This window comes from Dapis hubbardiae BLCC-M172 (genome assembly GCF_050016015.1).
GTDB lineage: Bacteria > Cyanobacteriota > Cyanobacteriia > Cyanobacteriales > Microcoleaceae > Trichodesmium.
Window position 1 is genome coordinate 1 of record NZ_JBNHEQ010000045.1, and the last position, 14,109, is coordinate 14,109.

Genomic DNA, 14,109 nt, shown 5'->3' on the forward strand with positions numbered 1-14,109 from the left:
CTACTCCCCTACTCCCTTACTATCTTAATTATAAGTGTTCAACCGGACATGGTATTACCTTAGAATACCGATGCTACCGGACATGATATGAAGTAGAGTTTTACTTGAAATTGGACTAGAGGAGTTGGCCAAGGTAGAGAAGTGGGCTTTTTTGTTTTCTAAAATGTTAAGTAATATTTCGCCAACAGTATCCAAAAGATGAAAATAGGCTAGAAATAGCAGAGTATGGTACAAAAAATCTGCACAAGTCAACCCCTCCAGTGGATAGTTATTATAATTGTTCTTAGTGCAAAAAAGTTTTAAATCAACCTTATTTAGAATAATATGATAGATTTTGTTAGATTAGAACTTGAATCGCAATATATTAAATATCAGCCTGGTTCACCTGGTTATTTCAAAGCTTATGTCACAAACTACAGCCAAGATTTTTATAGTTTTTATCTAGATATAATGATACCTGGACTCGATCCAGAATCCCAGATAAAATGGTACAGCACAAAGCCTGAAGTTGCGACCAAGAAACCTCCAGGTGCAACAACTGAATTTACAGTCAATATTCATCGTTCTCCTCGTTCCGGTTATGAAAATCTATTAGATTTAACCGTTAGAGCAATTGCCATAGAAAATCCACAACTTTTAGCTACAGAAACCCTGACTTTAAAGCTGGAAGCACCCATAAAACCTCTAGTATTAGAGCTTCTCCATTCTAAAGTCCAAGGATATCCTGGCGAAATTCTTGAAATTCCTGTTAAGGTCTCAAATTATAGTCAAGATGTAATGGCAGTAAATTTGACGTTTCAAGGAGAAGACAAGCTCGATCCAAACTGGATAATTAATGGAACCACAAAACAAATTACAGAACTTAATCCAGGTGAACCCCAATTTGTAACTTTTGAGTGTCAACCACCTGAAGAAGGGAAAGCATTGAGTAAAACTTACAGCTTTAGAATTATGGCTCAAACGGATAGAGTGATTCAACCTGAACCGGAAGTTTCGGGAAAACTTGAAGTTTTACTGAAGGGAATTATCAATTGGGAATGCGAACCTACTGACCAGGTTTTATCGGGGATTAGATTGAACAACAGCGTCAATTATAAAATTCAACTCTATAATTATAGTAACATGATTCAAGATATTAATTTTGATATCTTTGAAAGAACTAAAAAACCTCATCATCTTACTATTTTGTCAGAGGAAGGAAAAGAACAAAAACTCTTTGTGGAATATGACGAGCAGCAATCTAGTTGTCTTTATACCGGGTTTTATTTTCAGACAATTTATCCTGAAGAATTATCATCACAAAAGTTGAAAGTGAGTCAAGTTCGGTCTTGGTTAGGGATGGGAAAGAAACTACAATTTAACCTGAAACCTTATTTATTAAATCAAGATTATGAAGATAATACATCAGTATTTATTAAGCCTGAAGCTCAAACAATTACTCTAGATGTTAAGCCTATTATTCCATTTTGGTTGCAACTATTAATCTTACTCCTAATGCTTTTGTTGGGAGCATTGTGGTGGTTACTCACGCCAAAAAATCATCATACCGAGCCGGTGAATTCTGTTGCTTTTGACGGTAAAGCTAATACCGTGATTAGTGGTTCTAGCGATCGCAGTATTCGCTATTGGCAAGTTGAGGTAAATCAACTGGAGCCACCACAAGTTATTACTGATAAGAATGAAAAAGCGGTCCGTGTCGTTCGTTTTTTGCCGAAAGATAATCAACAAGTTGCAGCAGGTTTAGAGACTGGAGAAATTAATCTTTGGAATATCACAAATCAACAGAGACAAGGAACCCTTTATATTGATGAAAATAAAAATGACCGTGTTTTTGGCTTAGAATTTACTAAAGATTCTCGTTATTTATTAAGCGGACATGGTAGCGGAATGGTACGAGTCTGGGATTTAGAAGCAATTGACTACGGCTGGAATTCATCAAACATAGGAACTCGTAAAGAAAAACAACAGTCTGGACTTGAACCTCTCGCCGAAACCTACGATCTCTATAAAGATAACCAGAGAATTGGTCGAGAATTAATTTTTAAACAACCTTTTGCATTACTAACTCTAACTATCAGCGAACGTCGAAATAAACCTCAATTAGTCTTTTTTGCTGGTCAGTATAATAAGTTAGCAATTTGGGAAAATTGGAAAAACTGGGAAAACTGGAATCCACCTTATGAAGATAAAAATGAGATGGAAGACTACTGTTATTCTTATGATTCTTATCCTAAATATGATACTGAGGATGCTTGTTTGGTAGCAGAAACGCTGAAAAATAAGAATCGTAATAAGCTGTATTACTTTCCCTACAATTGGGAAGATAAACGCGATAAATTGATTAACCAATATAATTATATTACCAGTCTAGCAACTCATGAAGAAATTGATAATACTAGCTTCCCAAATCTATTAGCTAGTGCAGACACAGAGGGATATATTACGTTGTGGAACCTTGATAAAATTCGTCGATGTATTGAACAGTCGCCTGGAGGAGGTGAGATTCTGAATTGTTCAGCAGTTCGCCGAGAACAGTGGAATGATGGCCATAAAGGTCAACCCGTTCGGACAGTTGCATTAAGTCAAAATGGCTGCTATCTTGCGAGTACCGGAGATGATGGACGAGTTATGTTATGGTCACTTAATCCCAATGGAGAACGAGTTACCAAAAAGGGAAAAGTCGTAGCTCAATTTTCTGAGACTAGACTCAATAGCGTTGATATTAAAACGTTTGATCGAGAAATTCGCCTGACATTTGATGGAGAAAATCATTATGTAAATATCAAAAAAATTAAGATCAAAAATATGGAAGACTGTATGAATAAACGCAGAACCCGGTAGTAAGTCTTATTTAACTGGAGGTATTTAGGATGCAATCAACTCGTACACCCATTTTTATACAGGAAGAGTCTCAAAAAAGCCTGAATCTTTTGCGAGGTTCGACAGTTAAACATCGTTTAAAAGTTACAAACTCAGATGACCAAGAATTATTAATTTTCGTTTGGATCAAAGCAAATGATGCTCGTTCAAAGCCAATAGAAAGATGGTGTACAGTGATAGATGAGCGATCGTCGATTAATAATCGTCTCCGACTGAAGCCAGAGGAGTCTAAATCAATTGATCTTCAATTTGAAGTTCCCCAGCAAGCTTCACTAGGAATTTACCACTACACCGTATTTGCTGAAGCACCTGAACAATATCCCGATCAAGTTTTTCGTCGTCCTCAACAACTGCGAGTTCGTTTAGAGCGGGAAACACAGTTAGACTATGAACCTGAATTTATCCTTCCTTCTACCCATCCAAATAAACCCCATCAGCTTCAAGCGGGAGAAAAAGTAGAGATCCCAATTCAAGTTAAAAATCGCTCTAAATTGGTGGATCGATTTTATATTATTTGTCCCGATCTAGACGAAGATTGGTATGATGTTAGTTACCCCGAAGTGAATACAAATCTCTCTGGATTAATTCGCGAGACAGATGGACTTGAACTTAACCCAGAAGATCCCCCAGGAGAGATTCAGTTAATCTTGCATCCCCCTAAATATACTCCTGCTGGAAATTATTTTCCTACCATTCAACTCATTTCAAAAAATAATGAGTCTCAGCTTATTATTCGAGTCTTTTATTTATTAATTTTACCAGAATATAATTTGCAATGTACACTTCAACCGACTAAAAACAAAGTCAAAAAAGGTAAAGCTGATTTTGATATTAAATTAACTAACGAAGGGAATACCAGACGCGATCTGATTTTAACTACAAACTTTATACAGCAGGAAAAGCTTTGGAATTATTTTCTCTCACCGCAGTCAGATGTGCGAATTTTTCCGAGTAAAAGCAAGACCATTAATTTAGAAGTTGAGCGGAAAGGTTGGCGATGGCGACGTTTAATTCCTAGACCAGTTTTGGAACTTCGGTTTGATGTTGAGTTAGAGGATGTGCAAAACTTCCCCTTGGAGGAACCCTCACTAGAAGGAATTTTAGTGTGGGATAAAAGTCCTTGGTGGCATTTATGGCTATTAATTTTATTGGTATTCAGTCTTTTCGCAGGAACAGCATTAGCAATTTGGTGGAATTTCTTCAAAATGCCACCTTTACCTAAAATCAATGAATTTAGCACAATTAATCAATTATCAAAATATAAAGAAGGTGAACCAATTCAAATTAATTGGAAAGTTCGTCATCCTCAAGAGTTAGAAAAAATTGTTTTTACGAGAATTGATAGCCAAGGAAGTAGTGAATTAAAAAGCTATCCATTTGATGATGAAAAACTTAATTTACCAGAATTAGTTAATAAAAATTATGAATGTAAATTGATTGAATATCATGATAGTAGTTTGTTTAAAAGAACTATTAATAAGCTATTGAGAAAGCCTTCATTAACTAATCAAAAGGATAGCCAGAATCAAAAAGAATGCAAAATTGAAGATCGGAACAAGAATAAGTGCACTCTTGAATGTACTCTGACTTTAGAGCCTCCTACTCCTGATAAATATATTTTTGAAATAGAAGCTTTTCCGAAATCTATCGATCAACTATTTAGAAAGCGTTCATCAAAAAAGGCTTCTGATTCCAGTAAGACTCATACAATTGAAATTACTCCTAAACCTCAACCTATATTATCTCAAATTAACAAGATAGCTTCTCCTAAGTCAACTTATGCAAGACTTCAACAAGAAGAAATTATTCTGCAATTTGATATTACAAATCAGAGTCAATTAAATCAAATTGAAATAATTACTCAAGATGGTAATCAAGTTACCAGAACTGCTTCTTATATTCTAAATAATGGTCAAATTCAACCGAAAGACACCAAAAATCTTTGGGGTGATTTAGATTGTAAAATTGCAGATAAACCAGAGGAATTAAGCTGTCAATGGAGCTTAAATACTCGCTTGATTGAACCGGGAAATTATACATTTAAAGTAGCGGTTTACTCTTTATCAAACCCGAAAGAACCTTCAGATTCTCAAGCATTACAAAATACTATCCTTGTTCAGCCGGCACCTTTACCTGAAATTGAGCAATTTACAGCATCAAAAGCGGTTTATGAAGAAGCCAAAAAAGAACCGATTATTCTCCAATTTGATATTACAAATCGGAGTCAATTAACTCAATTGGAAATTATTACTCAGGATAGTAATCAAGTTACCAAAGCTGCTTCTTATTCTTATATTCAAGATTTAGAAAAAGCTCAAATTTTGCCAAAAGATATTAGGAATCTTTTGGGTAATTTAGATTGTAAAGTTGCAGCAGATAACCCGGAAAAATTAAGCTGTCAGTGGAGCTTAAATATTGACTTGATTGAACCGGGAAATTATACGTTCAAAGTAGCGGTTTACTCTTTATCAAACCCGAAAAAACCCTCAGACTCTCAAGCATTACAGAATACTATTGTTGTTCAACCAGAACCTTTACCTGAAATTAAACAATTTACAGTATCAAAAGCGGTTTATGAGGAAGCTAATAAAGAGCCGATCAAATTAAATTGGGTAATTCAAAATCCTAACCAAATTAAATTATTTATTATCACAGCTCAAGATCGAAATGGTTCTAGTCAAGAGGTTCAAAGATATCAATATCCCAGTCAAGTTAACTCATTCTGTTCAATTTCTAAAGCGGTTGACTATCTACTGATTTGTAGAGATGTGCCAATAAAAAACTTTCCCCCTGGAGAACATACATTTCAGCTTGAAGTTATTCCTAAAAAAGCAGAAGAAAATGTCAAGATTAACCAAATTTCATCCCCAGTTAAAGTAACGCCAATACCAATAAAGATTGAATTTAAAGTTAACGATCAATTGATTACTGAACCTGTTGTAAATTATCCACCTATTGCTATTGGTTCAGAAGGAACACCTGTATTTATTCAATTAGGATGGAAAGTGGAAGGTGGAGAGGGAATTAAAGTTGAATTACAACCTCTTGCTGATGTTGTAAAAAAGGAAGATTCAATGAATTATATGATTAGCCAGGCTCCATTTTCTGAAACAATTACTTTGCAAGTTACTAATAGTTTAGGAGAACAAGAAAGTCGGTCTATTATGATTCAAACTTATCAGTCTAGTAGTTCTAGTCAGTCTAGTAGTCCGAGTCAATTTACTTTTCCTAAAACGGGAGAATTGGAAACATCTGAATCAGAGGTTGTTCAACCTGTACCAACTGAATTAGGTCCTTTAGAACCTATAGAAATTCCGCCGAAATCTGATTAAATAGGGTTTGCTGAAAAAGTCTTTTTAAGGAGTAGGGGAGTGGGGGAGTAGGGGAGTAGGGGAGTGGGGGAGTAGAGAGTAGTATAAAGGAGATAGACAGATATATTTTTCCCTTGATTTTTCTGCTATTATTCTGCCTTTTATACTAACTTTTTGAGAGTTTTCAACTGAAAACCAGACACTTTTTTCAATTCAAAAAGCCTCAAGCTTTTATCTTTGAAGGGTTTTAAATTTATTCAGCAAACTCTAAATATGGGTGTTCTGTTGCAAACAACGAAGGAGTAATTTTAAAAATACAAAAATTTTATTAAGCCAACTATTAAATTCTACTAAATGAATTACTTTTACAGCGCTTTTCAAATTAATGAACCACATCGCCATAAACAAAACCTTGTAGGGGCTAATGGCCATTAGCCCCTACTGTGGTCTGCTGAAATGAAAACCGCTGTAATATACTTTAGTAAAAGCAAAATATAAATATAAAAGATGAAATTAATATTCTCGTGGATTAGTATTATTAGTGTTGGATTTGTGTTCTTTATTCAAAGCTCACTTCCAGCGATGGGTGAATCGAAACTGACAGAAAGCTCAGTTTCAGAAACTCAACAGAATGCAGTTTCTCAACTTCCAGAATTTGATTACAATAATGTGAAATTTTGGCAAGAACTCTGCACTACTCTCGAACAAGCTAAACAATATTCCGAAGCTGTAGCGGCTTGTCAAAGGGCGATCGAACTGAAGCCGAAGCGAAAAAATTTAGAGACTTGGATGAGTTTAGGCAATTCATTACAACAGTTAAAACAGTATCCCCAAGCATTAGTTTCCTATAATTATCTATTGCAGCGAGAACCGAAATATTCTCAAGTTTTAGTGCATCAATGTGAAATATTTTTAGCATTAGACCAATACGAAAAAGCAATCAATACTTGTGAAAAAGCAATTGAAATTGATGGAATTTGGGGTCGTAGTAGTCCTGCTGAAGCGTGGAAACATCGAGCAATTGCTTTGGGGAAATTAGGAAAATTAGAAGTAGCTGAACTGGAAGGTTTAGGAAAACAGAATGTGGCAAAAGAGCGCGAAAATCAACGCCTTGAAGATGTGATGAATTCTTACAGTCAAGCCTTAAAAATTACCCCTAATTCTTCCTTTTTCCTGACTAAAAAATGTGGTTTATTGATTGAAATAGAACGCTATACAGAAGCTCTTGAAAATTGTGAATTAGCGATCGCCGTGAACGAAAATTGGGAAACTACTACTCCAGCTCAAGCCTTAGAACATTTGCTGGTGGCGCGTCAAGAAGTAGCCACATCCGATCCCCTTCTCGTTATTAATTCAGCAGCAGAAGCAGAAGAAATAGTTAAACAACTTCAAAATTTAGTGCGTTTTTATGAAAAAATTTTAGCTGATAATCCTGATAATGCCCAAGCCTGGACAAAACAAGGTATTGCTCTGGAAACTTTGGGACAGACTGAACGAGCGTTAACTTCCTATAGTCGCGCCATTGAGATTCAACCTAACTATTCTCTAGCTTTGGTTAACCAGTGTGAATTGCTTAATCAACTCGAACAATATGAATCTGCTTTGAAGGCTTGTGAAGCTGCTCTGGAGGAGGATCTAGATTGGGGGGATATGCGTCCAGCAATGGCTTGGAACCAGAGAAGTACCGCTTTGGCTGGCTTAGAACGCTATAATGATGCTTTAGGCTCTGCAAACCGCGCTGTTGCCTTGGATGAGGACTACGCCGAAGCCTGGAACAACCGAGGGGTGATATTATGGCATTTGGGTCAACTTCAGCAGGCACAACAACAGTATGAACTTGCGGAACTCAACTATAGACAGGGGCTTCAGTCTACTCATCGGGCTGTTAAAATCAATCCTAGCTATGCTCGGGGTTGGTATAACCACGGTCGCATTCTCAGCGAGTATGGTCAGCTATTGAGTTTGCAGCGACAGAATGGATATACAACTGAGAAAACTATGAATGTATTGGTATATAAAGCCTCAGTGGAAGCCTATCAGCAGGCATTAGCAGGTAATTTTACACCCAAGGAGAATTTGTTCAAGGCCAGTATTTTTGCAAATCAGGCTGTTGTCTTATGGCGGTTGCGAGATCCTCAATTGTTGAAACTTGCTCTAGAGGCAACTCAGCAAGCTGTTCAATTGAACCCCAAGTCTTTTGAGGGTTGGCATAACCGAGGGTTAATTTTACTTGAACTTAGGCAATATCAATCTGCTTTAAATGCTTACACCCAAGCTGATGCTCTGAGTCCTGAAAACGTTGGCGTGATTACGGGAAAAGGAATTGCCCTCTCTCGGTTGGGTCGCTATCAAGATGCTTTGGTGAATTTTGAAGAAGCATTGAAACTCGATCCTGAGTACAACATCGCCCGCAAAGAACGAGAAATTGTCTTACGAAATTTAATCAAAAAGAAGGAACAAACACGGAGTTAAATTAATTAGACTTCTCCAGAAAAGACGGAGCAGGGAGAAATAATACCATGTCCGATTGAACGCTTATAATTTAAGATAGTAGGGGAGTAGGGGAGTAGGGGAGTAGGGGAGTAGGGGAGTAGGGGAGTAGAGGAGTAGGGGAAAAATTAAAATATATCCTCTTGATCGCCAAATATTTTATTTATACCATTACATCCGGACATGATATAATTGATAATTTATGTACGATAATTGATTTTACTTTTTATGATTGGAGATGTCTATTATTATCAAATTATGAATAGGAGCGATCGCTATGAGATTATCAGAATTAGTAAACACAGTCAAACTTAGAGGAAGAGAAATTTTTACCTTTATTTCTCATCCTCGCGATACTGTTTATCGAATTGTTAGGCGTCGAGCACAGCAAATGTATGAACAAGCTGAATTTGGAAGCAGCGAACGCAAGGGTTCCCAAAAGCAAGACAGACAAATTTTTCCACGTTTACCCAATTTTTCTCAAGATAAAACCCAAGTCGAATCCCCAATTCAAGCTAGACCAAAACCCATAATTCCGGCAGAAACAGGAGGAGTACAAACTTCTATTCAATCTGCAACTTTAGACCAACCAATTTTTCGGGAACGTTCTCGGCGACGACGCAAAGACCAGAAAACTCAAAAAGTTCTTCTTCCAGATTATGAAATTCGGGATAACTTTGGTCGCAGGTATAAAATTGGTCAGTGTGTGAGTCATTCAGCTCAAGTTCGTCAATATGAAGCAACTCCTACTTCACAGCAAAACCAACAAGTATTGATTCAAGAATTTTTAACTCGAAGTCCATCTGATTTTTCACCTGAAATTACCTATCAAAATGCAAAAGTTAAAGAATTTCGTTTACTACTTCCTATTGATGTTATTAAAGATTTCTATGAGAATAACGAACAAGATATTCGTTGGTATTTGATTCTTGAAAAAATTTCCAATAGTCTGACTTTAGGAGAATATCTCAATCAACGGCATCAACCTTTAACGCCTATTCAAGTTAGTAAAATTCTGCAACAAATATTGCAAACTTTGCAGTTTTTACACAACTGTTATGAAATTCGTTTTTTTGAAAATAACTCTAAAGGAATAGGTCATGGCAACCTTAATTTAGACAGTCTATTAGTTGTTAGTTATGGTCCCCAATTGGCTTCTAATGAAGAAGATGAAGAATTTAAAATTTATGTAAGTCGTTTGGCACTATGGGAAAAATTAATAGATAGTTTAGACTCAACATTATATCATCCATCTCTCTCGAAAAAAGCCTTTGAAAAAGACCTTAAAGATTTAGGTAAAATTAGCTATTTTTTATCAGGTGGAACCCAGGAAAATCCGCCTCAAGATTTAGAATGGCATCAACATTGTCATCCTGAAATCAAAAATTTCACCGTGCAATTATATTCGGGTTCTTTTCAAAGCGCAGCTCAAGCTCATAGAGAATTATTAAAGTTACCTTTAAATTATCCAGTAGATTCGCCCCAGAGTGTTTTTGATGAGAATGAAGAGATTGTTCAAACCTCTCAACGTTCTTGGACTATTCCAATTATTCTTCTGTTGGTGGCGTTAATGAGTTTTGGAATTTATTTTGTGGGCGTATTGTATTTTTTATCTCGTTCACCAACATCAAAAACAGATCAAAAAATTATTCAGATAATACCAAAAATCAAGTCGGTAGAAGAAGTCAATATCCCCCCATATTTTATAGGACAAAGAATTAATTATGCAGCGGATAAAAGATGGAATATTGCCTTGAAAACTCCTGTAGGATATGGTAGAAATCAACAGTTTTCTAAACATTTGAATCTTCTCTCTCAAATTTCATTTAATTCACCATCTACAAATTCGTTTGATTTTAGTCGTACCGAAAGGAAAGAAGAAACAAAAGAACGTTTAGAAAATACAATTATATCTACTTTAAACAACTCTGAATTTATTGTAACTTCCCTCTTGAACGATGAACTTCAGCTTTTAGAAAATAGCAAAAAGTTAGAAATAGAAATTATTGCCTATGATGCTTTATTCGCTTATGTAGCTTTCAGTGATGTTCAACGAGAAGGAAGTTTGCCTAAATTACTATCTGGTCAAATTTCTCTCAAATCCCTCAAAAAACTCTACTCTAATCAATCCTTAACGTTAGAAGAGTTAGGGATTTCTGATGCTGCTAATAATCAAAAAAATCTCAAAAGAAGTCAAATTTGTTATAAAACTCAAGAAGAAGTTTTTCTGGTGACTTCATTGTTTGAAAACTTAGTTTTGAAAAATACGCAGGAAAGAAACAACTTTGTCAATCTTATTGATGAAGATAAAAAGACTTGCAGAGAAACAGGATATAGGAAAGGAACGGCAAGAGCTTTAGCAGAATTTGAAAAAGGCGGTCAAGCTGTGATTGGGATTGATTTATTTAGTAAAGTATTTAATCAGTGTTCAGTCTATCCTTTAGCAATTGTTGGAGAAGGGAAACTTAGAGCAGTTCAACCAATTATACATAACAATGGCAAGCCAATCACACCAGGAACGGATTTATGTATGGACAAAGGAAGCTACAAACCCAATCCTAAGATATTTGAACAAGGTGATTATCCATTAGGATATTCAATTGCTGTGATTTATTTAAAAGAAGGAAGTAAAAATTCAGCAGGTCGAATATTTTCTGATATAATGAAAACTAATGAAGGGCAACATCTATTACATTCGGCTGGATTAATTCCCATTCAATTGTCAAAATAAAGTTAGGATGAACCTTAATCAAAATGTCAGAAAAAGATTTAGAAGATAAATTAATTGAAAAGATAATCAACGATCCAATTTTACTACGAAAACTCTGTGATAGAGTTTATCAACTAATGCAAGAAGATATTCGTAATCAACAGGAACGTATTTGTAATCATCAGAGGATTTTATAATGAAAAATAATCGTCAAGAACCTTCAGCTTATGAACTAAATTATGTTACAGCGAATAGGTTTTATTTAGAAATTGATAGTCAAATTTCAGCCTGTTTTAGTGAATGTTCTGGCTTAGGCGTTAACATTAAGCGAGAAACTTTTCATGAAGGCGGTGTTAACGATCAACAACGGATTATTTTAGGACAAGCGGAATTCACAGACATCACATTAAAACGAGGAATAACTGATGATTTAACCTTCTTAAATTGGATTGAAAAAATTTTGCGAGATTCTCAAAAATTTCGGTTGAATGTTACTCTGCTTCTATTTAATCAAGCTGGAGAAACTATGCAGTCTTGGACATTAATTGGTTCAGTTCCAGTTAGTTGGAAAGTATCACCTTTTCAAGCAGATTCTAATAATGTTGCTATAGAGGAATTAACCTTAGCTTATGAAGGTTTAACCATCTATAAAAAAGATACTTTAGAATTATACAAACGAGAATTAGAGCCAGCAAATCCACTTAATCGTAGTAGTTTAGGCTACTTTGCTAGTGATTTAGCAGATGTTGGCAGACAACACCTAAATCAAGCTAGTAGAACCCTTTCTAATGCTAGAAATTCATTAGGACAAGAAGTCAGAAATACGATGAACAATCTGGAAACTGAATACGATCAATTAAAACAACAAGGAATGGATTATGCTAAAGGAAAAGCTGCGCGAGAAATTGATAATTTAAAGCGAAAAGCATCAAGAGAACGAGATAATTTTAACCGCTTTTTATAAAGGTTTTTTATAAAATTTAATTAATAAGAGGCTGATTAATTATGTCTACATATTCCCTAGGTTTAAAAAAATCTTTGTGTCCCCCAGAAAACTTGGGACTAAAGCGGATGTTAAAAGTGCGACCCCCTCTGATTCAAGCGTCTCAATTAATGTTACCTCAAACTCTAGAAAAATCTGATGATTTTTTCACTTTTGCCCAGGATTTTTCTCGTTCAGATTATCCTGAAAAACCAACTTCTATAACCAGTGAATTTATTGAAGACAATTTTGAGTCAGAATCTTACTCAGAAAATCAGATTAACCAGAGTATAGCTGAAATAAAAAAAGAAGAACTTCAAACACATCCTTTAGTAGAAAAAAACATCCAAAATAATCCGCTTTCAGAACTTCATCCTCGCTTCGGTAAACAAATTACTCAAACTCAGTCGCGTATTTTAACAACTGCTGCTGATAAAATGCTTTTTCCTCAGAATTATCAACTCTCAGATGATAAATTAAAAAAAAATCAATCAGATAATTTACCTATTGTTCAAGGGAAATGGGAAAGCGATATTTATAAACCTGTTTCTGAGCAAAAATCTGTTTCTCAAGTAGATACTTCTAGCAATAAAAATCAAGCGATATCTTATTCAGTTATTCCTCAAATTGCTGAAAATCAAGAAATTACAGCCAATTCACCTGTAGAAGACAATAATATAAGTATACCTTCTTATTCTGAGGTTCAGCTTTATTCTTCAGACTCTACTATTACTCCCCAACAGTTAATTCCAGAGTTACCTGGTGACTTAGTTGAAGAAAAATCCACAGTAAAATTACCAGAAACAGCCCCCAAATCTTCAGATGAGACTATTGAAACCCAAGAATTAATACAAGAACAACCTATTGATTCAGTTCAAGAAAAATCCACAGTTCAATCACCAGAAATAGCCCCACTAGCTTCAGATGAAACTATTGAAACCCAAGAATTAATCCCAGAGCAATTTATTGATTTAGTTCAAGAAAAACTCACAGTAAAATCACCAGACACAGAAAAAAAAGCTTCAGATGAGACTATTCAACCTCAACAGTTAATCCCAAAGCAACCTAGTAACTTAGTTCAAGAAAAATCTACAGTAAAATCATCAGAAATCATACCCAAAGTTTTAGACGAAACTATTGAAACACCAGAGTTAATTTCAGAGCAACCTAGTGACTTAGTTCAAGAAAAATCCACAGTAAAATTCCCAGAAATTACTCCCAAGACTTCAGATGAAATTCTTGAAACTCAACAGTTAATTCCAGAGCAACCTAGTGACTTAGTTCAAGAAAAATCCACAGTAAAATCCCCAGGAATTACTCCCAAGACTTCAGACGAAACTGTTGAAACTTCAGAGTTAATTCCAGAACAACCTCAAAAATCCACATTTCAATCACCAGAAATCATACCCAAAGTTTTAGACGAAACTATTGAAACACCAGAGTTAATTTCAGAGCAACCTAGTGACTTAGTTCAAGAAAAATCCACAGTAAAATTCCCAGAAATTACTCCCAAGACTTCAGATGAAATTCTTGAAACTCAACAGTTAATTCCAGAGCAACCTAGTAACTTAGTTCAAGAAAAATCAACGGTTAAATCACCAGAAATTACTCCCAAGACTTCAGACGAAACTGTTGAAACTCCAGAGTTAATTCTAGAACAACCTACAGACTTAGTTCAAGCAAAATCCACATTTCAATCACCAGAAATTACCCCCAAGACTTCAGACGAAACTGTT

Annotated in this window: 7 protein-coding genes; all 7 read left to right on the plus strand. The window is 35.3% G+C overall.

Features of this window, described 5'->3' with window-relative positions; translation table 11 throughout:
- Positions 1–324 precede the first annotated feature (324 nt).
- Positions 325–2,841 carry a hypothetical protein gene (locus ACP6PK_RS04805; RefSeq protein ID WP_426558229.1) on the plus strand — a complete coding sequence of 839 codons (2,517 nt, stop codon included), beginning with the start codon at positions 325–327 and terminating at the stop codon, positions 2,839–2,841.
- A gap of 29 nt (positions 2,842–2,870) precedes the next feature.
- Positions 2,871–6,212, plus strand: a complete 3,342-nt coding sequence (locus tag ACP6PK_RS04810) for a COG1470 family protein (RefSeq protein WP_426558231.1) — start codon at positions 2,871–2,873, stop codon at positions 6,210–6,212.
- Between the two features lie 486 nt (positions 6,213–6,698).
- Complete coding sequence (locus tag ACP6PK_RS04815; protein ID WP_426558233.1) at positions 6,699–8,663, plus strand: tetratricopeptide repeat protein; 1,965 nt, start codon at positions 6,699–6,701, stop codon at positions 8,661–8,663.
- A gap of 295 nt (positions 8,664–8,958) precedes the next feature.
- Complete coding sequence (locus ACP6PK_RS04820; protein ID WP_426558235.1) at positions 8,959–11,412, plus strand: protein kinase family protein; 2,454 nt, start codon at positions 8,959–8,961, stop codon at positions 11,410–11,412.
- A 23-nt stretch (positions 11,413–11,435) separates the two neighbouring features.
- A complete protein-coding gene (locus ACP6PK_RS04825) occupies positions 11,436–11,588 on the plus strand; it encodes a hypothetical protein (RefSeq protein WP_426558237.1) in 153 nt (50 codons plus the stop codon).
- Positions 11,588–12,355, plus strand: coding sequence for a phage tail protein (locus ACP6PK_RS04830; RefSeq protein ID WP_426558239.1), 768 nt, complete (start codon positions 11,588–11,590; stop codon positions 12,353–12,355). The genes ACP6PK_RS04825 and ACP6PK_RS04830 overlap by 1 nt, the downstream gene beginning before the upstream one ends.
- 41 nt (positions 12,356–12,396) lie before the next feature.
- On the plus strand, positions 12,397–14,109 hold a 1,713-nt coding region (locus ACP6PK_RS04835), incomplete at its 3' end, for a hypothetical protein (RefSeq protein WP_426558241.1).

Coding starts and splice junctions, on each gene's coding strand:
- ACP6PK_RS04830 (WP_426558239.1), top strand. CDS start 11,588: ATGAAAAATAATCGTCAAGAACCTTCAGCTTATGAACTAAATTATGTT.
- ACP6PK_RS04810 (WP_426558231.1), top strand. CDS start 2,871: ATGCAATCAACTCGTACACCCATTTTTATACAGGAAGAGTCTCAAAAA.
- ACP6PK_RS04820 (WP_426558235.1), top strand. CDS start 8,959: ATGAGATTATCAGAATTAGTAAACACAGTCAAACTTAGAGGAAGAGAA.
- ACP6PK_RS04805 (WP_426558229.1), top strand. CDS start 325: ATGATAGATTTTGTTAGATTAGAACTTGAATCGCAATATATTAAATAT.
- ACP6PK_RS04815 (WP_426558233.1), top strand. CDS start 6,699: ATGAAATTAATATTCTCGTGGATTAGTATTATTAGTGTTGGATTTGTG.
- ACP6PK_RS04825 (WP_426558237.1), top strand. CDS start 11,436: ATGTCAGAAAAAGATTTAGAAGATAAATTAATTGAAAAGATAATCAAC.